Here is an 18603-nt window from a genome sequence, read left to right as displayed (position 1 = left end):
CGAAATGACCTACGTCAACAGACACCTCATTCATCAAATCAACCAAAGCGCCCGCCTGATTGCCAAGAAAGCCAATGAACAGCTGGAGCCATTCGGCCTTTATTCCTCTCAATGGTCAGTTTTATATTGCTTGCGTACGATCGGACCAATGACTCAAAAAGAGATTTGGTCCTATTTAAATGTGGAAGCGCCGACTGTGACACGGACGATCAAACGCCTGGAAGAAAACGGCTGGGTACAGAGACGGCAAGGTGAAGACAAACGGGAGAAACTTGTTGTCCTCACAAAAGAAGCTGAGAAAAAATACGAAGAAATCAATGTGAAAATGCTGAAATTCGAGGAAGAGCTGCTTGCGGATTTCCCGGATGAAGATAAGGAAGCTTTTTCTCATTTATTTCGCATGTTTTTACAACAATGAAAATAAGGAAGTGACATACATTTGAAAAAAGCGGATGCGATATGGACCAAGGATTTTATTATGGTCCTGCTTGTCAATTTATTTGTGTTTGTGTTCTTTTATACATTTTTAACTGTCCTGCCGATTTATACGATTCAAGAGCTTGGCGGCACAGAATCACAGGGCGGGCTTTTAATCAGCCTGTTCCTTCTGTCTGCGATCATTACACGGCCTTTCTCCGGAGCCATTGTTGAACGTTTCGGGAAGAAAAGAATGGCGATCGTCTCTATGGCGTTATTCGCCCTTTCGTCTTTTCTGTATATGCCGATTCATAACTTTTACCTGCTGCTCGGATTGCGTTTCTTCCAAGGGATTTGGTTCAGCATTTTAACGACTGTTACAGGTGCAATTGCAGCCGACATTATCCCGGCCAAACGCCGCGGTGAAGGGCTTGGATACTTTGCCATGTCTATGAACCTCGCCATGGCAATCGGGCCTTTCCTTGGGCTGAACTTGATGAAGGTCGTAAACTTTTCTGTATTCTTTACAGCCTTTGCGCTGTTTATGGTTGCAGGCTTGCTTGTTTCGTTCTTGATAAAGGTGCCCCAAAACCAAGACAGCGGCACGACTGTATTCCGTTTTTCCTTCGCGGATATGTTCGAAAAAGGCGCACTTAAGATCGCGACGGTCGGTTTATTTATTTCTTTCTGTTATTCAACTGTCACAGCGTATTTGTCTGTATTCGCCAAATCAGTTGATCTTTCGAATGTCAGCGGATATTTCTTTGTTTGCTTCGCGGTGACAATGATGATTGCACGCCCGTTCACAGGGAAATTGTTCGACAAAGTCGGACCGGGCATTGTCATTTATCCATCAATCATGATTTTCTCAGTAGGGCTCTGCATGCTGTCCTTTACACATAGCGGCATGATGCTTCTGCTTTCAGGAGCGGTTATCGGTCTCGGATACGGTTCAATTGTTCCTTGCATGCAAACATTGGCGATCCAGAAATCTCCGGCTCACCGCTCTGGTTTTGCGACGGCAACGTTCTTTACCTTCTTTGACAGCGGAATTGCTGTAGGTTCGTATGTGTTCGGATTGTTTGTAGCGTCCGCCGGCTTCTCTGCCATTTATTTATCAGCGGGGCTGTTCGTTCTGATTGCTCTGCTTCTCTACGCGTGGAGCCAGAAACAACCTGCTGAGGCTGAAGGGAAAGTGTCTATTGCGGAATAACTCTGAGACTGCCGGAAAATCCGGCAGTCTTTTTTTGCATATAAAAATCGGCGTCCTGCTCCGTTGAATGGCAGAGGACGCCGATGATTGTATGTTATTCAATGACCGGCCGCGCAGGTGAATCAGGATCTAACGTAAAGTCATAGGACTCTTCATCACGATACATCGGATCGGCATAAATGGATTGCTGATCGTTATTTGTCGCTTTTCGATACGCTGAAAACGAATCGTATTCATTCTTTTTCCACATCCATATACCGTCTTGATCCGTTTCCTTATGGTACACGTTATGATTGACCGTATTGCCTTCATTTGCCGTAAAATCGTTTCCGATAAATAATCTTGAGTCGCTGGCCGTCAATATATTCTTTTCGATTGTGTTGTTTTTTGTGTCGTACTGCAGCAGCAGCTGGCCGCCATACAGCCCCTTAGTGTCATTCCGGTACATCATGTTGCGGGCAATCAGAGAATTGCTGGTGCCGCCCCGCTTTTTGTCATACCCTCCGATTGAAATACCGGTGTACGCATTGTTGTACACTTTGTTGTCTGTTATCTGAATAGCGGTTGCGTATTTCCCTTTGTGTTCAGACGTTGCTTCAATCCCAATATCATTATGGTAAACTGTGTTTTTCTTAATCTCGATACTGTGCCCTCCATCGACATATATCCCGCCCGCTGAGTAATCATCTCCATAAGCAGGATTTCCGTAAGTTGAGTTTTGATAAACCGTATTGTTTTCTACGACTCCGTTTCGCACGTAATCGTTTTTGGCCGCGGTTCCCTCATAACCGATAAGGTCGATCCCGATGTTGTTATTGTTGCGGACCACATTGCCCGCAACGGTGAAGCCGTCAATATTTCCGTTCAGCACAACCGCTTCACTCGCTCCAAGCGTCAGATTCTCTACAGTATTGTCCTCGATTTGAATGTCTTTCATGCTGCCAGTCCCATAGACTGCGATTCCGTGGGCATTTCCTTCATCCGCTGTTGTCTTAATGTCCCGGACATGATTGTTCTGAATCGCAATATGACTGCTGGAGCCCGATACATAAATCCCCATAGCAGTTGCTTCCTCAGATGAAACAGAAAGATCTTGAATCGTTAAACCGCTGATGGCAATGTCGTGTTTATCGTGAATATGAATGAGCGGTGTTTCATATTCTGCGTCCGCAATGGATTCTCCGCTAATCACGACTTTTTCATTTTCATAGTTTCGGAACGTGATCGGTTTTCCGTCTGTACCGCTGTGCTTTACCTCAAGGGTTTCATGATACGTGCCTCCCCGAATCATCACGGTTGTGCCGGCGGCAGCCTCCTCGGAAGCATGTGCCAGTGTACGAAACGGCTTGTCTTTTGTTCCTTCATTTTGATCACTGCCATTTGGCGAAACATAGATGCAGTTCCCTTGCTCCTCCCCATTCGCTTTTGTCTTATCAAAAACAAAGGCAAGGATGACGGACGTTAACACACCTGCCAACAGAATAAAATACCATTTTCTCATATTCGATTCCCATTTCGTTTTAGAATAGATTTCTAAACCATTATAAATGTTCTATTTATGGAAAACCATTTCAAAAATATGAAAATATACCGTGAGATAGATCTTATTCAGCCCGACGAACCTGCCCAGATTCAAACGTCTCAATCGTCGACGAAGCCGGCGGGTGAACACGCATCAGAACAATATAGAAAAGAAATGAAATCAGCACACCTACAAACCAGGAAATATCGTATAAGCTCTTCAATACAGGAACATACATACCAATCAGTGAGATCAGTGCACCCAAAATCGTGGCTGCAAACGCACGGTAATTGTAGCCTTTAAAATACACATAACGCCCTGTTTCAGAATACAGGTCATCTACCGAGAGCTCCCGTTTGCGAATGATAAAGTAATCAGCCATCATCACGCCAGCCACCGGACCAAGCATGCCGCCAATTAAGCCCAGAAACGCATATACGCTTGTCGCGCTCTCCATCAGCTTCCACGGAACCGTAAATAAAGCGAGCAACGCAGTGATAAAACTGCCGCGTTTGAAATTAATATATTTCGGCAGGGCATTCGCTATATCATAAGCCGGCGATACGATGTTCGCGGCGACGTTTACAGAGATCGTGGCGATGCAGAGCGTAATCACGGACAATACAATAACGTATGGGTTATCAAATCTCGCCAAAATATCGACAACGTCCCAAATCGGCTCACCGAAAGCAACCTGCGAACCGGAGGTCACTGTAATACTGGCAAACGCAAACAGCGCGAAGGTTCCCGGCAAACCGTAAAATTGCCCTTTGATTTGCTCTTTTTGCGTTTCAGCAAATCGTGTGAAATCAGGTATATTTAAGATCAATGTCGCCCAGATGCCGATAATGCCGGTAACCCCAGCAGCAAACGGCCAGAACGTTTCTGAAAACGTATGGAACTTTCCCGGCTGGGAATAGATCGGCCCCAATCCTCCGGCAATATCAACGGCCCACCATACCATGCCGCCAAATACCAGATACACTAAAGGACCAGCCCATACCTCAAAGCGTTTAATCGATTCCATGCCGTGATGCAATACGAGTAAATGAATGGCCCAAAAGAATACAAATGAAAGCAAACCAGACAAGTGAATGCCGAGAAGGTTCCACTCGCCGCCAATTTCTCCCCAGCCCGGCCACATATTTAAAAGCAAAATGTTCAGCGCCGTGCTTCCGGCAAAGGTCTGAATGCCGAGCCACATGATCGCTGTAAACGCCCTTAGAAGCGCCGGAATATTCGCGCCGTATATTCCGTAAGAAGCCCGGATGATCACCGGAAACGGCAGCCCGTATTTTGTCCCCGCATGACCGTTTAAAGCCAAAGCGCCAAACAAGATAAGCGATGCCGTAATAATGATTGCCAGCACCTGCCAAGGCGAGAGGCCGATCGCAATTAATCCGCCCACCGTCGCGTAGGTCGGTATATTATGTATACATCCCATCCAAATGGAGGCAAAGTTCATTGCTTTCCACGTTCGTTTTTCCTGTCCTAAAGGCAGCAGATCTTCATTGCTCAGTCTGTTGGATTGATGCTGGCTCTCTTTTAATGTCATAGCCGGCTCCCCTTTCAATATTGTCTGTTTTTCGTTACATGTTCAGTTTTCTGACATTTGATGTCACTTAATATAACTAAAAAGTCAGACAATAACATTGGCTATGATATACAATTTTCCTGTTTCTATTTGAACAGCTTAAACAAGAAAAAGAGACAGACCCAGCGCCTGTCTCTTTTCTCACGATGCAGTTTTCATTCTTGGCGCAAATCCCCCAGCTATAAACAGGCTCGCTCCGCCCGCAATGATCATGATGATGCCCATCCTATCAAAATGAGCTGCCATAATTTCTTTTCCAAAAAAGAAGCCAAGGATCACCGAAGACAAAGTCGACTCTAAATAATGGCAGGTTTGAAACAGCCCTGAAGTCGCCCCGCCAGGTTGGAAGGACTTGTTTCCAGCATTGCCGCTTGAAGCGCGACACTTCCAAGTCCGCAGCCTATACCCAAATTCCCAGAATGTCGAGCTGCCGGATAATCGTTTTGATTTCTATCCCTGTTTTCTGATCTTTCGGGGAACATATACATGCCCAATAAGACGCTTGTGAAATACCCAGAAGGAGCATTTTTCTCATGATTTTTCTTTTATGTAAAAGTAGCAGGTCGTGCATACGAACAGACCGGCAAGCACTGTCATCATAAAGGGTGTCATCGCTTCATCACCTGCCCGCCGTTTAACGGTTCTTGCCTGAAAATGCCCATGAATTTACTGCGGTCCACCCAAAGCAGGACGAGACACATCACCATTAATATCGTGCTAAGATCCTGCACGCCAATGTCAAAACAATAGTTAATTAAGACGATGTTCATAATAATCGGCATAAATACAACCGCCCCTAACGCAGCTGTTCGCGGGATCAGCAATAAAACAGCTGCAATGATTTCACCGAAACCTATGAACAGTTCATAAACATGAGAATACCCGAAAAATGTCCACGCAATAGTAAACCCTTTCCCAGCAGCTGCCTCGATTTCAGGCGTTACCTCACCAAACTGGCCGATCACTACTTTCGCCAGGCCGTATACGAAAAAATTAAAGGCTAAAAACAATCGGAACGTCGCTGGAATCGATTTACTTATCGCTCTCCTGAGCCTGCCGCCTTTGTTCATAACGAATCTCCCCTTAGTGTATTATTCGAGTTAGTACACTTAATACAGTATGAAATATTCTAATAAATGTAAATCCTCATTTCTGCTCATACGGACAGCTCTTTTTATAGATATAAAGTCTCGTATCGTAAAAATGCCATTTTCCATTCATTACATCCCTCGATAACATTCCCTAAAAAACCATGTAAGGAAATCTTACATGAAAATGTTTTATCATTCTTTTTTCTCTATAATGAGGAAATATAATAATTCTTTTATTCTGAAAAATACGGAGGAATGAGACATGCAAATGGGCGATACAGTTTTTATGTTCTTTTGCGCTTTACTCGTGTGGCTGATGACCCCGGGATTAGCGTTATTTTATGGAGGAATGGTAAAAAGCAAAAATGTGCTGAGCACTGCTATGCACAGTTTCTCTTCCATTGCCATCGTTTCCATCGTTTGGGTGCTGTTCGGATATACACTCGCCTTCGCACCAGGCAATTCAATCATTGGCGGACTGGAGTGGGCCGGTCTGAAAGGGGTTGGATTTGATCCGGGAGATTACAGTGATACCATTCCCCATTCATTATTTATGATGTTCCAAATGACGTTCGCTGTTCTGACAACAGCCATTATTTCCGGCGCTTTCGCAGAACGGATGCGATTCGGCGCTTTTCTTTTATTCTCTGTTTTATGGGTTTCCTTAGTTTACACGCCGGTTGCGCACTGGGTATGGGGCGGCGGCTGGATCGGCCAGCTTGGCGCGCTCGATTTCGCCGGCGGCAACGTTGTTCATATTTCCTCCGGTGTGGCAGGCCTTGTTCTCGCTATTGTGCTCGGAAAACGGAAAGAAGGCACAGCGCCTTCTCCGCACAACCTCATTTACACCTTCTTAGGCGGGGCTTTGATTTGGTTCGGCTGGTTCGGTTTTAACGTCGGCAGCGCCCTGACCTTAGATGGCGTGGCCATGTACGCCTTTATCAACACAAACACTGCCGCGGCAGCCGGGATTGCCGGCTGGATCTTAGTAGAATGGATCATTAACAAGAAACCGACAATGCTCGGAGCGGTATCCGGCGCAATCGCCGGGCTTGTGGCGATCACGCCGGCTGCCGGATTTGTCACACCATTTGCATCCATTTTGATTGGCATTATTGGCGGTGCGGTTTGTTTCTGGGGGGTTTTCTCGCTCAAAAAGAAATTCGGATACGATGACGCACTTGATGCCTTTGGCTTGCATGGCATCGGAGGCACATGGGGCGGAATCGCAACAGGATTATTCGCGACTACCTCTGTTAACTCGGCGGGTGCGGACGGATTATTCTACGGTGATGCCAGCTTAATCTGGAAACAAATCGTAGCCATCGTCGCCACTTACGTTTTTGTATTTGTAGTCACTTTCGTTATTATTAAAATTGTAGGCCTCTTCCTTCCCCTTCGCGCAACCGAAGAAGAAGAGTCACTTGGGCTTGACTTAACGATGCACGGGGAAAAAGCATATCAAGATACTATGTGAGGAGTGACGCTATGAGCGGTCAAATGTTCAAGGTGGAAATTGTAACGCGTCCGGCAAATTTCGAAAAGCTGAAGCAGGAACTCGGAAAAATCGGAGTAACCTCTCTGACCTTCTCCAATGTTCACGGCTGCGGCCTTCAAAAAGCACATACGGAGCTCTATCGAGGGGTCAAAATAGAAAGCAATGTATATGAGCGTTTAAAAATTGAGATCGTGGTCAGCAAGGTTCCTGTTGATCAAGTGACTGAGATCGCTAAAAGGGTCCTAAAAACGGGATCACCCGGAGACGGAAAAATATTTGTCTATGAAATCAGCAATACGATCAACATCCGCACCGGCGAAGAAGGACCTGAAGCACTGTAATCGTTGTGAAGAGATTCGGAATTCCGGATCTCTTTTTTTTGCACATAGAATCCCCCCAGAAAGACTGTCTCCCCTTCGAATCCTCTTCAAGCATCACGCTTTCCGGCAAACTTTTTTTGATTTGAAACTTTTTACGAGTATAATGAGTCTACTATTAAAAATGCAAAAGGTGATTATTTGAATTACGAACTATTTAAAGCCATCCATGGACTATCTCATCACAATTCGGTTCTCGATTCCATTATGGTCTTCATAACGGAATATGCCATTGTCGCTTATGCCCTTATCCTGCTGGCAATCTGGGTGTTCGGGAACACGCAAAGCAGAAAAAATGTGCTTTACGCAGGCCTTACAGGAATTGCGGGTCTTATCATCAACTATTTGATTTCGCAAGTTCATTTCGAACCGCGCCCGTTCGTCGCGCACACAGTGCATACGCTGATTCCGCATGATGCTGATGCATCATTTCCGAGTGACCACACGACAGGCGCGTTAGCGATTTCTATTGCGATGCTTTTCAGAAACCGCAAAATCGGCTGGCCGCTTGTCATTTTCGGGCTTTTGACAGGCTTTTCGAGAATTTGGGTAGGGCATCACTATCCGGCAGATGTATTGGGCAGCCTCGTTGTCTCTATCATTATCGGGTTCCTATTCTTTAGGTTTTCAGATCTGCTTCGCCCATTCGTCGATTTGATTGTAAGAATCTATGAAGCCATCATTAATAAGCTGACGAAAAAACCAACCGATCAAAATTTCTAAACACGATAAAAGCCGGCGTCTGAATCCAAGACAGCCGGCTTTAATATTTTTCATACATCTCATGTTTTCTCCGCTTCGCCAACACATATAAACCACAAAACAATACAGTTCCAACAGTATCAATGAGCACATCCCGAATACATCCGTTCCTGCTGAAGAAGAGCTGAAGAACTTCTGTGAAAAACGCAAACGCGAATGAGCCGGCTGCAGCTGTTTTTATGCTGCCCCGCTGTTTCCACAGCAAATAGGTCAGGACAAAGAAGGAAAACGCGTGCCCGATTTTTTGAATAAACGCTTCAGGTACAGCAAGCTCAGCAAAATCCATCACTAAGAATTGAGACAGATCGGGATGCGGCTGAAAATGAAAAGCTACCGTTTGCGATACGACCATGCCGCTGAAGCTTTCCGTACAGACAGAAAGGAGAATAAAAAGGGTCCAGCCTCCGAGAAATAGACGGTTCATGACATAACCTCCTTTATAGCATACATGTCAATGTGTAACGACATAGACGGTGAAACAAAGCAAAAAGTAACAGAAAAAAACGCCCATCACACGGATAGACGTTTTCTTCATTAAGACTGCTCAGTGTCTTCTGTTGTGCTGCTTTCTTTAGAACCAGATTTGTCAGTTGAATCATCCGTTTTTTCACCGGATTTTTCTTCTTTTCCTTTATCAGTTGATCCGTCCTTTTTCTCGGAAGATTGCTGAATGGATTCTTCTGTTTCTTCAGTGGCAGCTTTTTCTTCAGCTGCTGCTGCTTTTTCAATAGAAGAAACCGGCTTGTCCATAAAGTTCAGCGGGTTCATTGCGACTCCGTCTTTACGGATTTCAAAATGCACGTGGTTTCCGCTGTCTTCACTGTAAAGGTTCTTGCCAGACTTTCCAATCACTTGGTTTTGTTTTACCTTGTCACCTTGCTCAACACTTACTTCAGAAAGAGATTGATACACAGTTGATAAGCCGTCTGCATGTTCAACTTCAATCACGTATCCCAGCACTGGATCTTTTTCAGCTTTGACAACCGTACCGCTCAGAGAAGCAGAAACATCGAAATCTTTTCCGTCTTTCTCAGCTAAGTCAATTCCTTTGCTTAGGCTGTACGTGTTATTATAGGTAACGAGTGCTGCTTCTTTCTCTTCTTTTGCGGCATCGGTTTCATAGAACTTTTTCACAACAGATACGTTTTCAGAATCAATAACCGGCATAGCGACATTTTCCATTGACTTTCCTACTTCAACTGCATCGTCGTTGTTGTCATATGCGGAGTTTCCGCCGTTATCAGCCAACTGATCCTTTACATCATCATTTGATACAGATTGATACCAAAGGACAGCTGTTAAAATGACGGCCGCACTGACTAAGTAAATTGCAGGGAACACCCAGCGTTTACGAAAAAACTGCTGAAGTTTTTTGACTTGAGAAGTTTTCTTTTCTTCCTCTCTCATTGTTTCATCACCTCAGCAACATTCTGAACACTTTTCTGAAAATATATACACCTATACAAAAAAACTTTTTTAAAATGTAGTTTGCGCAGGCTGATACGAAAATATGTGATTTTTTTGAGAGGAGTGCCAAATACCTATGGACATGACATTGCGTCTTGCTGAACATAAAGATCTGGAGGCTGTTGTCGCGATTTATAATTCAACGATTGCTTCGCGAATGGTAACAGCCGATACTGAACCGGTAACACTTGAAGACCGGATGGAGTGGTTTATGGGACATACAGAGTCACGGCCGCTCTATGTTGCCGAAGACGGAAGCGGGAACGTTGCTGCCTGGATCAGCTTTGAAACATTTTACGGAAGGCCCGCCTATAATAAAACAGCGGAGGTCAGCATATACATTGACGAAGCTTGCCGCGGCAAAGGCGTCGGATCGTATTTGCTCCAGGAAGCGCTTCGCATTGCGCCGGAACTTGGCATCCGCTCACTTATGGCCTTCATTTTCGGACATAATAAACCAAGCCTGAAGCTGTTTGAAAAGCATGGGTTTGCAGAATGGGGATTGTTCCCCGGCATCGCCGAAATGGACGGCAAAAGATACGATTTAAAAATTCTAGGGAGAGAGCTATCATGATTAGTCTGGATAAAGATGAAAACGAGATTGAAAATCATAATGAAGGAAATGGAGCCGCCGAACAGGAGCTTGCGGCTGAGAAAAGCGAGAACCGCCAGCTGAGCGCCGCTGCTGTCAAGTCGCTATCAGACATTGCCAAGTGGGGCAAACTGTCGGGCATTTTGCTGATCGTTATGGGATCGCTTGCCACACTGACTACCCTGATGACAGTGATCGGCGCCATTCCGGGCGTGCTGCTCATTATTTCAGGCGTCTTTCTAATGCGTTCAGCAAAAGCAGCCGCGGAAGCCGAAGGAAATCTTGCCGGCAGCGCTGGTGAAAGCATGCTTGAGAATTACGGAAAGTTTATAAAAATGCAGTTGTTCTACGCTGCATCCAGTATTATTTCGGGCCTGATCGGGATCGTTATGGTCATTTTCATACTGGTGATTATAGGAATTGCCGCTTATGAAAGCACCGATACGTATGAAGATACGGATTCTTATTACTATGAAGATGATCCGGTGTTTGAATAAAAGCATCAAATGAGGAGACAGTACCGGGCATGAGTTCCAAATAAAACGGAACCGTGCCCTTTTTATTTGTCCATCCCCTCTTCTTGAGTATCTTCTAAAAAAACACCCGATTGTCAGGAAAATCCTAACATTCCGGGTGCAGTTCTTATTTAATACAATTTCTTGCGTCTGTCTTCCTCAGTCAAAAATTCCACAAAACTCCGCATCGCAAACGGTTCTTCCTTAATCTGGCGCGTATAGGAGTCTTTCCGCTCTTCTGAAAGGATATCGCTCTTTTTGATCCTGTTCAGCATATAGATGCGAACCGTTTTTTGGACCTGTTTATGCTGGTAGCCCGCTTCTTTGAAAAATGCCAATCCAAGCGCCGCCAGAAGGGCGAATATTCCTGCGCTGATCAAGGACTCCCTGTCTGCTGAAGCGTGAAATAGAAAAGCGACCAAATTAAAGAGAGAGAATGCTGCAAGCGGAAAAGCAAGAAAACGGTAAATGACGGTTTTCTTCATGAAAGGCTGTACAGCCTTTTGAATTTTTTGCATTTCTGTTTTAATGAACCCCGGCATTTGTTCGACTCTGTAAAAGTTCATGTAATCCTCCCCCTTTATTTGATGTTGCAAAGCTTCACGAACGTTATCATATGTGTTTATTTTAACGCAGGTGCAAGCTGGTTTTAAAGAAATCTGCCCGACTTTTCGGCGAAGAATCTGGAGCGCCGCTCTTTATTCTTTTAAAATGGGAGTGTTATAATTTGTAATGGGAATCAGATCGCTGTTAATCATGGAATACTAATGGCAATCTTCTTGATAAATATTGAATGAGCGGGGTTACAAATTGAGTATTTCTTCCATCCTTTTATCACTTTTTTTCATTTTGAATATTCTTTTGGCCATCATTGTCATTTTCAAAGAACGGCGCGATGCCAGCGCATCTTGGGCTTGGCTGCTTGTTCTTTTCTTTATTCCCGTTTTAGGCTTTATTTTATACTTATTATTCGGCCATAATCTCAGGCGCAAGCAATTGTTTCAATGGGAGGACCGAAAAAAGATCGGAATCGAAAAGCTGCTGAAGCATCAGCTTGAAGACTTAGAAACCAGGCAATTTCAGTTCAACAACCGGGCAACATTTGATAATAAAGATTTAATTTATATGCTTATTATGAATAATCATGCTGTGTTTACAGAGGATAATTCAGTTGACGTGATTACAGACGGCCGGGATAAGTTTCAGCGGCTGCTGCATGACATCTCAAAGGCTAAGGATCATATCCACTTACAATATTATATTTATAAAGGTGATGAATTAGGCAAAAAATTACGGGACGCTCTCATCCAAAAAGCGAAAGAAGGCGTTCAGGTCAGGGTGCTATATGATGAACTCGGGTCCAGAACACTGAGAAAAAAATTTTTTAAAGAGCTCCGCGAGGCCGGCGGGCATGTGGAGGTCTTTTTCCCTTCAAAACTCAGGCCGATTAACTTGCGGCTGAATTATCGGAACCACCGAAAGCTTGTCATCGTAGACGGAGTGATCGGTTATGTTGGAGGATTTAACGTCGGAGATGAGTACCTCGGGCTTAATCCGAAATTCGGCTATTGGCGTGATACGCATATCCGGCTGCAAGGAACCGCCGTGCACGCCATCCAGACACGTTTCATCCTTGACTGGAACCAAGCTTCCCATCGCCATACGCTGACATATATTCCGAATCACTTTCCTGATCACGGCCCAAAAGGCAACGTCGGGATGCAGATTGTCACAAGCGGACCGGATTCCGAATGGGAACAAATTAAAAACGGCTACATTAAAATGATTTCGAATGCCAAGCGTTCTATTTTAATTCAGACGCCTTATTTTATCCCTGACGCAAGCCTGCTCGATGCTTTAAGGATCGCGTGCCTGTCAGGCATTGATGTCAACATCATGATCCCGAACAAGCCTGATCATGCCTTTGTATACTGGGCGACACTTTCGTACATCGGCGATCTGTTGAAAGCCGGAGCCACTGTCTATATATATGATAACGGCTTTATCCACGCGAAAACCATTGTAGTGGATGACGAAATTGCATCAGTCGGGACAGCGAATATCGACGTTCGAAGCTTCAGGCTGAATTTTGAGGTTAATGCATTTATTTACGATATCTCCATTGCGAAAAAACTGGTTTCTACATTTAAAGAAGATTTGCTCGTATCCAGAAAATACACCTATGAAGAATACCTGCAGCGCCCCTTATGGATTCGAATGAAAGAATCCATCTCGCGGCTGTTGTCGCCGATTTTATAAGATGCGCCAAAACCCCGGCTTTTACGGCCGGGGTTTTTCCTGATAGTCACAGTAGATGATCATCGCTTCCCGCAAAAAAGCGGCAAGGCCATCTCCATATTGATTGATCGAATCGGTAAATCGTTCGTCAGTGATATACACTTCTCCAAGCCCTCTGAAAATGTCGAGCGTGCAATCGTAATGATATTGACAAATATGGTCGCGAAACGCTCCCACAGCGGCCTGAACCTCTGCATCACCGGGACCGTGCTCCATTCGCGCCGCGATTCTCCTGTAAATCGAATCAAATTCAGCCATGATCGTACGCCAATCGTCTGCCGAGTATGCGGATGTCTTCTTCTCTGTTTCTTCCACGATTTCCTTTCCATAGAGCTTTCTGACTTCATCAGCGTATGTCTGCTGGTGCTCTTCAATGTCTTTCATGCTCAACCCGGCAAATAAATCCCGCTTATTCATTTGTTCTCCTCCCTCAATGGACTGAATCGTCCTGTCAATCGTTTGAATCATCTCTTCCATTCTTTGTTTTTTCTTCATCAACATATCCTTTTGCGATTGAAGCGCTTCTTTCCGGTCAAAATTCGGATGATCCAGCAATTTTTTAATATCATCCAAACGAAAACCTATTTCCTTAAAAAATAAAATCTGCTGCAGTCTTTCTAGATCTGAATCACTGTATAAACGGTATCCCGCGTCAGTAACCGTTGAAGGATTCAGAAGCTGAATATCGTCATAGTGATGAAGAGTCCGAATGCTGACGTCCGCTATATCCGCCACTTGTTTGACCTGATATTTCATATTTGCTGCCTCCTCGTCTTTTATCGTAAACAATCACGCAGCGTCAGGGTCAACCCCAAAATTGTTAATTTTGATATACAAAACTTCTCACAAATAGTGTATAAAAGAAAAGTGAGTATTTTTTTGTAAAGGGGAGCCAGTGTACATGAATCCTGAAACAATGAACAAAACCCTCGTTAGCATTTCGAAGTGGGGAAAAGCAACAGGCATTTTATTTATTATTATGGGCGCAATTACCGCGCTTTCAGGCGCGTTCTTTTTTCTTATCGGTGCCGTGCCGGGCGTACTGCAAATTATCGCTGGAATCTTTTTGATGCGGTCAGCTAAAGAAGCAGGACAAATGGCTGACCACAACAGCGGACAGTCTGAAGACTTAATGCTGGAGAATTACGCGAAGTTTGTGAAGATGCAAGGGATTTATTTAATCGTAAGCATTGCTGTATCTATTCTTGCGGTTATCGCCTTCTTCGTCTTCTTGATGCTTGGGATTGCTGACGGCCTTTTCAGCGATTATGATACGTACAGCACTTATTAATCATAAAAACCCGGAGGAAGCTCCGGGTTTCAGATTGTTGACAAAAACCTAAAACGGTTTAGTTTTAGGTTTTTTGTCATCTTTTCAGCGTGGTTGAAAACCCTTGAAGTCTAGGAAAGGCGAGCATTGGAGCGGAGCGAATGTCCTAATTCGTGAGCACCAACGCACAGGCTTGACAACGAATGCAAGGGTTTGTCGACACGCTGAAACCCGGAGGAAGCTCCGGGTTTTTTATTATTATTCCGCTTCGCTTACCACTGTAAAGCGTTCATTTTTGTGTGCAGGATGTTCAAGCTCATCCACTACAGCAATAGCATAATCCGCATAGCTGATATAGCTATCGCCTTTCGCGTTAACGATGACATTGTCTTTTCCTTTTTGATAAGAACCCGTCCGTTTTCCTGCCGGATCAAAAAATGCCGCAGGGCTGAGGAACGTCCATGAAACGGAGTCTGTCTGCTGCAAATCTTTCAGATTCTCCCCTTGGTTTGATGCAGTCGGCACATATTCTTTCGGGAATTCCGGTGTATCCATTAAACGGGTTTTTTTCGCTTCATCAACAAACAGGCTTCCTGCTCCGCCAACGACAAGCAATCTTGTGTTTTTCGCATCCTTTAAAATGCTGATTAGCGCTCTGCCTGCCTCAACGTGAAGATGTTCCTGGCCAGCCGCAGCTCCAAAAGCGTTGACGACCGCATCGAAAGGCTTGATGTCTTCTGCAGTCAGTTCAAACACATCTTTCTCCAAAATCGCTATATCCTGTTCCTTCACTTTTGAAGCGTTTCGGACGATGGCAGTTACTTCATGCCCTCTTGTTTTCGCTTCTTTCAAAATCTCGTTCCCTGCTTTTCCGCTTGCGCCGATAATTCCAATTTTCATTTTTCATGCCCTCCCTATTGTAACAATTTCAGTTACATGTTGGCGGTGAGAAGTCATCCCTTTTGATTAAAAGAGATGATTCATAACATCTTTTAATGACTTGCTTGCCAGTTCATTCTCCATCGCTTTTTGCACACTTTCAAATGTTTCATCCAGTGCGTTCTGAATTTTTTTCCCTACCGGACAGTTCGGATTCGGGTTTTCATGAACCGCAAAGAGTTCATCTTGCTTTTGGACAGCTCGATATACTTCTAAAAGAGAAATATCAGCCGGATCTTTTTTGAGTCTTGCACCCGGCACCCCGGCGCGTGATGTGAGAATATCCGCTTTTTTCAGCAGGCTGATCATTCTTCGCACGACAACCGGATTGGTGTTGACGCTGCCAGCGATGATTTCTGAAGACTCTTTTTCATCCATCGAAATGAGGGATAAAATATGAATGGCAACAGCAAGACGGCTGTTAATCATGTTTTTCACCACCGTTGTAACTATAATAGTTACATTTGATTCGTTTGTCAACATCTAATATACACTAAATGCGGGGTTCTTGTGCACCGTTTTGAGTCAATAGTACGGCCGGGATGCACCCCGGCCGCGTCTTGTCAGAATAAGAAATATCTTTGCCCAAGCGGAACATAATCGACAGGCTGGCAAGACAGTTCCTCTCCGTCAGCGAAGACCTGATAGGTTTTTGGGTCAACTTCGATCTTCGGCAAAGCTGAGTTCAATTTCATATCCAGCTTGCTGAGCTTTCTGATATTTTTGACAGGAGAAATTCTTTTTTCCAGCCCTAAACTTTCCGCCACACCCCGCTCAATGCTTGCCTGAGACATAAATGTGATGGATGTTGAGCGGTTGGCTTTTCCGTATGACGCATACATTTGGCGCATAAACACCGGCTCAGGCGTCGGAATGGACGCGTTCGGATCTCCCATTTGCGCACGTGCAATCATGCCGCCCTTTAAGACCAGTTCCGGCTTAACGCCGAAAAATACCGGGTCCCACAAAACGAGATCAGCAAGCTTCCCTTTTTCCACCGAGCCGACTTCATGGCTGAGCCCGTGAGTAATTGCCGGATTAATCGTGTATTTGGCAATGTAGCGTTTTGCTCGCACATTGTCGTTTCCGTTTTCGCCAGCAAGAGCGCCGCGCTGTTTTTTCATTTTGTCGGCTACCTGCCACGTTCGGATGATCACTTCACCGACCCGCCCCATTGCTTGGGAATCCGATGATGTCATGCTGATCGCGCCGATATCATGGAGAATATCCTCTGCCGCAATGGTCGCAGCCCTGATTCTGGAATGGCTGAATGCCACATCTTCAGGCACTTTCGCATCTAAATGGTGGCAGACCATCATCATGTCAAGATGCTCCTCCATCGTATTAACAGTATAAGGAATGGTTGGCGTTGTGGATGACGGCAGAATGTTTGCGTAAGAGGCGAGCTTCATAATATCCGGAGCGTGGCCGCCGCCTGCTCCTTCAATGTGATAGGTATGAATGACCCGGTCCCCGATCGCGTCGAGCGTGTTTTCCAGGAAGCCCGCTTCGTTAATCGTATCGGTATGGATGGCGACTTGAATATCAGCCTCATCCACAACTTCCATACACGTTTTGATGGCGCTTGGCGTCGTGCCCCAGTCTTCATGAAGCTTAAGGCCGATGGCGCCTGCTTCCACCTGTTCGATCAGCGGCGCTTTATCGGATGCATTCCCTTTTCCTAAGAAGCCGACATTGATCGGAAACGCCTCGGCCGCTTCCAGCATCCTTGCCATATACCACGCGCCAGACGTACATGTTGTCGCTTTGCTTCCTGTAGCGGGTCCTGTCCCGCCTCCCAAAAGGGTCGTCACACCTGAAGAAAGCGCAACTTCCATCTGCTGAGGGCAAATAAAATGAATGTGCGTATCCACTCCTCCGGCTGTTAAGATTTTGCCTTCACCGGAAATCACCTCTGTACCCGCGCCAATGACCATATGCGGATCGACTCCATCCATGATATCAGGGTTTCCGCTTTTTCCGACGCCGACAATCCGTCCGTCCTTAACACCGACATCCGCTTTAACAATGCCTGAGTAATCCAAGAGCACGACGTTGGTAATGACCAAATCCAAAGCGCCGTCTCTCCCTGTGATTCTGCCGTTTTGACCCATGCCGTCACGGACCGTTTTTCCGCCGCCAAAGACCATTTCTTCACCGTATACTGTGAAATCCTTTTCAACTTCGATCCATAAATCCGTATCGCCCAATCTGATTTTATCGCCCGTTGTCGGGCCAAACAGCTCCGCATATTGCTCCCGTGACATCTTCATCGGATTACACCCTCCATCCAGCCGGCTTGTTTTAAGTTGGCTAACGTCTTTTCTTTGCCGCGTCCATCGATATATGTATCGGCCATTCCGTTCAGTCCCCGTACTGTTTTTCGTCCGCTGAATTCAACAAGCGTGACGGTTTTCTCCTCACCTGGCTCAAAACGGACCGATGTGCCTGACGGAATGTCGATACGCATGCCGATGGTTTGTTCACGATCAAACGATAATGCACGATTGGCTTCCGCAAAATGAAAATGCGAACCGACCTGAATGGAGCGTGATCCGGTGTTTTTCACCGTTACCTCCCGTGTCTGGCGGCCTTCGTTAATCGTAATCGTTCCCTCAGCAATTTGAAATGCTCCCGGCTTCATGACGTCACCTCCGCAGAAATTGGCTGATGTACCGTAACTAGCTTCACTCCATCCGGAAATGTGGCTTCCACCTGAATGCTGTCGAGCATCTCAGGCACACCCTCCATCACGTCTTTTTCCGTTAACACATGGCGGCCGGCTTCCATCAGCTCCGCCACTCTCTTTCCGTCACGTGCGCCTTCCATGATAAAGCAGGTGATATAAGCGGCGGCCTCGGGATAATTCAGCAGAACGCCGCGCTCCTTTCGCTGTTTGGCTAGTTCTCCCGCTGCAAAAATGAGCAATTTCTCTTGTTCAACCGGTGTCAGTTTCATCTGTAGTCCTCCTTCTTTTTTCATATAAAGCAGATGTGGTTACTACGAATTTGCGGAACATGCAGGCGGGACATCACCTCCCTTACTTCA

General features: G+C 45.4%; 21 protein-coding genes and 1 pseudogene. 9 read left to right on the top strand and 13 right to left on the bottom strand.

All coding sequences use genetic code 11. The features are described 5' to 3' along the window. Window positions 1–4 precede the first annotated feature (4 nt). Both ACMX2I_RS02985 and ACMX2I_RS02980 read left to right on the top strand, forming a co-directional pair. On the top strand, window positions 5–418 hold the full coding sequence (locus ACMX2I_RS02985; protein ID WP_414956120.1) for a MarR family winged helix-turn-helix transcriptional regulator: 414 nt from the start codon (window positions 5–7) through the stop codon (window positions 416–418). Between the two features lie 21 nt (window positions 419–439). Beyond that, complete coding sequence (locus ACMX2I_RS02980) at window positions 440–1630, top strand: MFS transporter (protein ID WP_394715285.1); 1191 nt, start codon at window positions 440–442, stop codon at window positions 1628–1630. Between the two features lie 94 nt (window positions 1631–1724). Here the strand turns inward: ACMX2I_RS02980 and ACMX2I_RS02975 are convergent, their stop codons facing one another. The 4 genes and pseudogenes from ACMX2I_RS02975 to ACMX2I_RS02960 form a co-directional block, all read right to left on the bottom strand. Then, window positions 1725–3131 carry a nitrous oxide reductase family maturation protein NosD gene (locus tag ACMX2I_RS02975; RefSeq protein ID WP_414956119.1) on the bottom strand — a complete coding sequence of 469 codons (1407 nt, stop codon included), beginning with the start codon at window positions 3129–3131 and terminating at the stop codon, window positions 1725–1727. Window positions 3132–3234: 103 nt separating this feature from the next. Continuing rightward, window positions 3235–4707 (bottom strand): allantoin permease, encoded by a 1473-nt coding sequence (pucI, locus tag ACMX2I_RS02970; protein WP_414956118.1) that lies wholly within the window; start codon window positions 4705–4707, stop codon window positions 3235–3237. A 180-nt stretch (window positions 4708–4887) separates the two neighbouring features. Continuing rightward, window positions 4888–5156 (bottom strand): annotated as a pseudogene (locus ACMX2I_RS02965) (MFS transporter); the annotation flags it as partial. A gap of 198 nt (window positions 5157–5354) precedes the next feature. Further along, entirely contained in the window at window positions 5355–5816 is a 462-nt protein-coding gene (locus ACMX2I_RS02960) for a hypothetical protein (protein ID WP_414956117.1), read from the bottom strand. 283 nt (window positions 5817–6099) lie between these two features. On the opposite strand from ACMX2I_RS02960, the gene amtB reads away from it, so the two are divergent. The 3 genes from amtB (at window position 6100) to ACMX2I_RS02945 (ending at window position 8435) form a co-directional block, all read left to right on the top strand. After that, window positions 6100–7314 (top strand): ammonium transporter AmtB, encoded by a 1215-nt coding sequence (gene amtB, locus ACMX2I_RS02955; RefSeq protein WP_414956116.1) that lies wholly within the window; start codon window positions 6100–6102, stop codon window positions 7312–7314. Between the two features lie 11 nt (window positions 7315–7325). Then, window positions 7326–7676 carry a P-II family nitrogen regulator gene (locus ACMX2I_RS02950; protein WP_014665678.1) on the top strand — a complete coding sequence of 117 codons (351 nt, stop codon included), beginning with the start codon at window positions 7326–7328 and terminating at the stop codon, window positions 7674–7676. A gap of 177 nt (window positions 7677–7853) precedes the next feature. Beyond that, entirely contained in the window at window positions 7854–8435 is a 582-nt protein-coding gene (locus ACMX2I_RS02945) for an undecaprenyl-diphosphatase (protein ID WP_087992662.1), read from the top strand. 40 nt (window positions 8436–8475) lie between these two features. Here the strand turns inward: ACMX2I_RS02945 and ACMX2I_RS02940 are convergent, their stop codons facing one another. Beyond that, window positions 8476–8898, bottom strand: a complete 423-nt coding sequence (locus ACMX2I_RS02940) for a VanZ family protein (RefSeq protein WP_414956115.1) — start codon at window positions 8896–8898, stop codon at window positions 8476–8478. 110 nt (window positions 8899–9008) lie between these two features. Continuing rightward, window positions 9009–9881, bottom strand: coding sequence for a stage II sporulation protein spoIIQ (gene spoIIQ, locus ACMX2I_RS02935; protein ID WP_414956114.1), 873 nt, complete (start codon window positions 9879–9881; stop codon window positions 9009–9011). A gap of 142 nt (window positions 9882–10023) precedes the next feature. Between spoIIQ and ACMX2I_RS02930 the strand changes: the two genes are divergently transcribed. After that, window positions 10024–10515 (top strand): GNAT family N-acetyltransferase, encoded by a 492-nt coding sequence (locus ACMX2I_RS02930; RefSeq protein ID WP_414958285.1) that lies wholly within the window; start codon window positions 10024–10026, stop codon window positions 10513–10515. Continuing rightward, a complete protein-coding gene (locus ACMX2I_RS02925) occupies window positions 10512–11030 on the top strand; it encodes a DUF5362 family protein (protein ID WP_414956113.1) in 519 nt (172 codons plus the stop codon). Before ACMX2I_RS02930 ends, ACMX2I_RS02925 begins: the two co-directional genes overlap by 4 nt. 149 nt (window positions 11031–11179) lie before the next feature. Here ACMX2I_RS02925 and ACMX2I_RS02920 read toward each other — a convergent pair whose 3' ends face one another. Further along, entirely contained in the window at window positions 11180–11614 is a 435-nt protein-coding gene (locus tag ACMX2I_RS02920; RefSeq protein ID WP_087992667.1) for a DUF5392 family protein, read from the bottom strand. Window positions 11615–11858: 244 nt separating this feature from the next. On the opposite strand from ACMX2I_RS02920, the gene cls reads away from it, so the two are divergent. Next, the gene (cls, locus tag ACMX2I_RS02915; protein WP_087992668.1) at window positions 11859–13307 is read left to right on the top strand and encodes a cardiolipin synthase; all 1449 of its coding nucleotides are present in this window, start codon (window positions 11859–11861) and stop codon (window positions 13305–13307) included. A gap of 21 nt (window positions 13308–13328) precedes the next feature. Here the strand turns inward: cls and ACMX2I_RS02910 are convergent, their stop codons facing one another. Continuing rightward, complete coding sequence (locus ACMX2I_RS02910; RefSeq protein ID WP_414956112.1) at window positions 13329–14102, bottom strand: MerR family transcriptional regulator; 774 nt, start codon at window positions 14100–14102, stop codon at window positions 13329–13331. A gap of 145 nt (window positions 14103–14247) precedes the next feature. On the opposite strand from ACMX2I_RS02910, the gene ACMX2I_RS02905 reads away from it, so the two are divergent. Further along, window positions 14248–14637: a DUF5362 family protein gene (locus ACMX2I_RS02905; RefSeq protein ID WP_414956111.1), complete on the top strand. Its 390-nt coding sequence runs from the start codon at window positions 14248–14250 to the stop codon at window positions 14635–14637. A gap of 237 nt (window positions 14638–14874) precedes the next feature. On the opposite strand, the gene ACMX2I_RS02900 is transcribed toward ACMX2I_RS02905, so the two are convergent. From ACMX2I_RS02900 to ureA, 5 genes are all read right to left on the bottom strand, one after another. Beyond that, a complete protein-coding gene (locus ACMX2I_RS02900; RefSeq protein WP_414956110.1) occupies window positions 14875–15516 on the bottom strand; it encodes an NAD(P)-dependent oxidoreductase in 642 nt (213 codons plus the stop codon). Window positions 15517–15582: 66 nt separating this feature from the next. Further along, window positions 15583–15984 (bottom strand): Rrf2 family transcriptional regulator, encoded by a 402-nt coding sequence (locus ACMX2I_RS02895; protein WP_087992672.1) that lies wholly within the window; start codon window positions 15982–15984, stop codon window positions 15583–15585. Between the two features lie 134 nt (window positions 15985–16118). Then, window positions 16119–17828 (bottom strand): urease subunit alpha, encoded by a 1710-nt coding sequence (gene ureC / locus ACMX2I_RS02890; protein WP_394715299.1) that lies wholly within the window; start codon window positions 17826–17828, stop codon window positions 16119–16121. Then, a complete protein-coding gene (gene ureB, locus ACMX2I_RS02885; protein ID WP_148962534.1) occupies window positions 17825–18199 on the bottom strand; it encodes an urease subunit beta in 375 nt (124 codons plus the stop codon). The genes ureC and ureB overlap by 4 nt, the downstream gene beginning before the upstream one ends. Beyond that, a complete protein-coding gene (gene ureA, locus ACMX2I_RS02880; protein WP_148962533.1) occupies window positions 18196–18513 on the bottom strand; it encodes an urease subunit gamma in 318 nt (105 codons plus the stop codon). The genes ureB and ureA overlap by 4 nt, the downstream gene beginning before the upstream one ends. Between the last annotated feature and the right edge of the window lie 90 nt (window positions 18514–18603).

It is taken from the genome of Bacillus sp. SW14 (genome assembly GCF_047608225.1).
Classification (GTDB): domain Bacteria; phylum Bacillota; class Bacilli; order Bacillales; family Bacillaceae; genus Bacillus; species Bacillus subtilis_G.
Note: the sequence above shows the minus strand (reverse complement) of the source record. Positions and strands in the feature narration are given on the sequence as shown.

Coding starts and splice junctions, on each gene's coding strand:
- ACMX2I_RS02985 (WP_414956120.1), top strand. CDS start 5: ATGACCTACGTCAACAGACACCTCATTCATCAAATCAACCAAAGCGCC.
- ACMX2I_RS02950 (WP_014665678.1), top strand. CDS start 7,326: ATGAGCGGTCAAATGTTCAAGGTGGAAATTGTAACGCGTCCGGCAAAT.
- ACMX2I_RS02920 (WP_087992667.1), bottom strand. CDS start 11,614: ATGAACTTTTACAGAGTCGAACAAATGCCGGGGTTCATTAAAACAGAA.
- ACMX2I_RS02940 (WP_414956115.1), bottom strand. CDS start 8,898: ATGAACCGTCTATTTCTCGGAGGCTGGACCCTTTTTATTCTCCTTTCT.
- ureA (WP_148962533.1), bottom strand. CDS start 18,513: ATGAAACTGACACCGGTTGAACAAGAGAAATTGCTCATTTTTGCAGCG.
- ACMX2I_RS02910 (WP_414956112.1), bottom strand. CDS start 14,102: ATGAAATATCAGGTCAAACAAGTGGCGGATATAGCGGACGTCAGCATT.
- ACMX2I_RS02895 (WP_087992672.1), bottom strand. CDS start 15,984: ATGATTAACAGCCGTCTTGCTGTTGCCATTCATATTTTATCCCTCATT.
- ACMX2I_RS02960 (WP_414956117.1), bottom strand. CDS start 5,816: ATGAACAAAGGCGGCAGGCTCAGGAGAGCGATAAGTAAATCGATTCCA.
- ACMX2I_RS02905 (WP_414956111.1), top strand. CDS start 14,248: ATGAATCCTGAAACAATGAACAAAACCCTCGTTAGCATTTCGAAGTGG.
- pucI (WP_414956118.1), bottom strand. CDS start 4,707: ATGACATTAAAAGAGAGCCAGCATCAATCCAACAGACTGAGCAATGAA.
- spoIIQ (WP_414956114.1), bottom strand. CDS start 9,881: ATGAGAGAGGAAGAAAAGAAAACTTCTCAAGTCAAAAAACTTCAGCAG.
- amtB (WP_414956116.1), top strand. CDS start 6,100: ATGCAAATGGGCGATACAGTTTTTATGTTCTTTTGCGCTTTACTCGTG.
- ACMX2I_RS02900 (WP_414956110.1), bottom strand. CDS start 15,516: ATGAAAATTGGAATTATCGGCGCAAGCGGAAAAGCAGGGAACGAGATT.
- ACMX2I_RS02930 (WP_414958285.1), top strand. CDS start 10,024: ATGACATTGCGTCTTGCTGAACATAAAGATCTGGAGGCTGTTGTCGCG.
- ACMX2I_RS02925 (WP_414956113.1), top strand. CDS start 10,512: ATGATTAGTCTGGATAAAGATGAAAACGAGATTGAAAATCATAATGAA.
- ureC (WP_394715299.1), bottom strand. CDS start 17,828: ATGAAGATGTCACGGGAGCAATATGCGGAGCTGTTTGGCCCGACAACG.
- ureB (WP_148962534.1), bottom strand. CDS start 18,199: ATGAAGCCGGGAGCATTTCAAATTGCTGAGGGAACGATTACGATTAAC.
- ACMX2I_RS02975 (WP_414956119.1), bottom strand. CDS start 3,131: ATGAGAAAATGGTATTTTATTCTGTTGGCAGGTGTGTTAACGTCCGTC.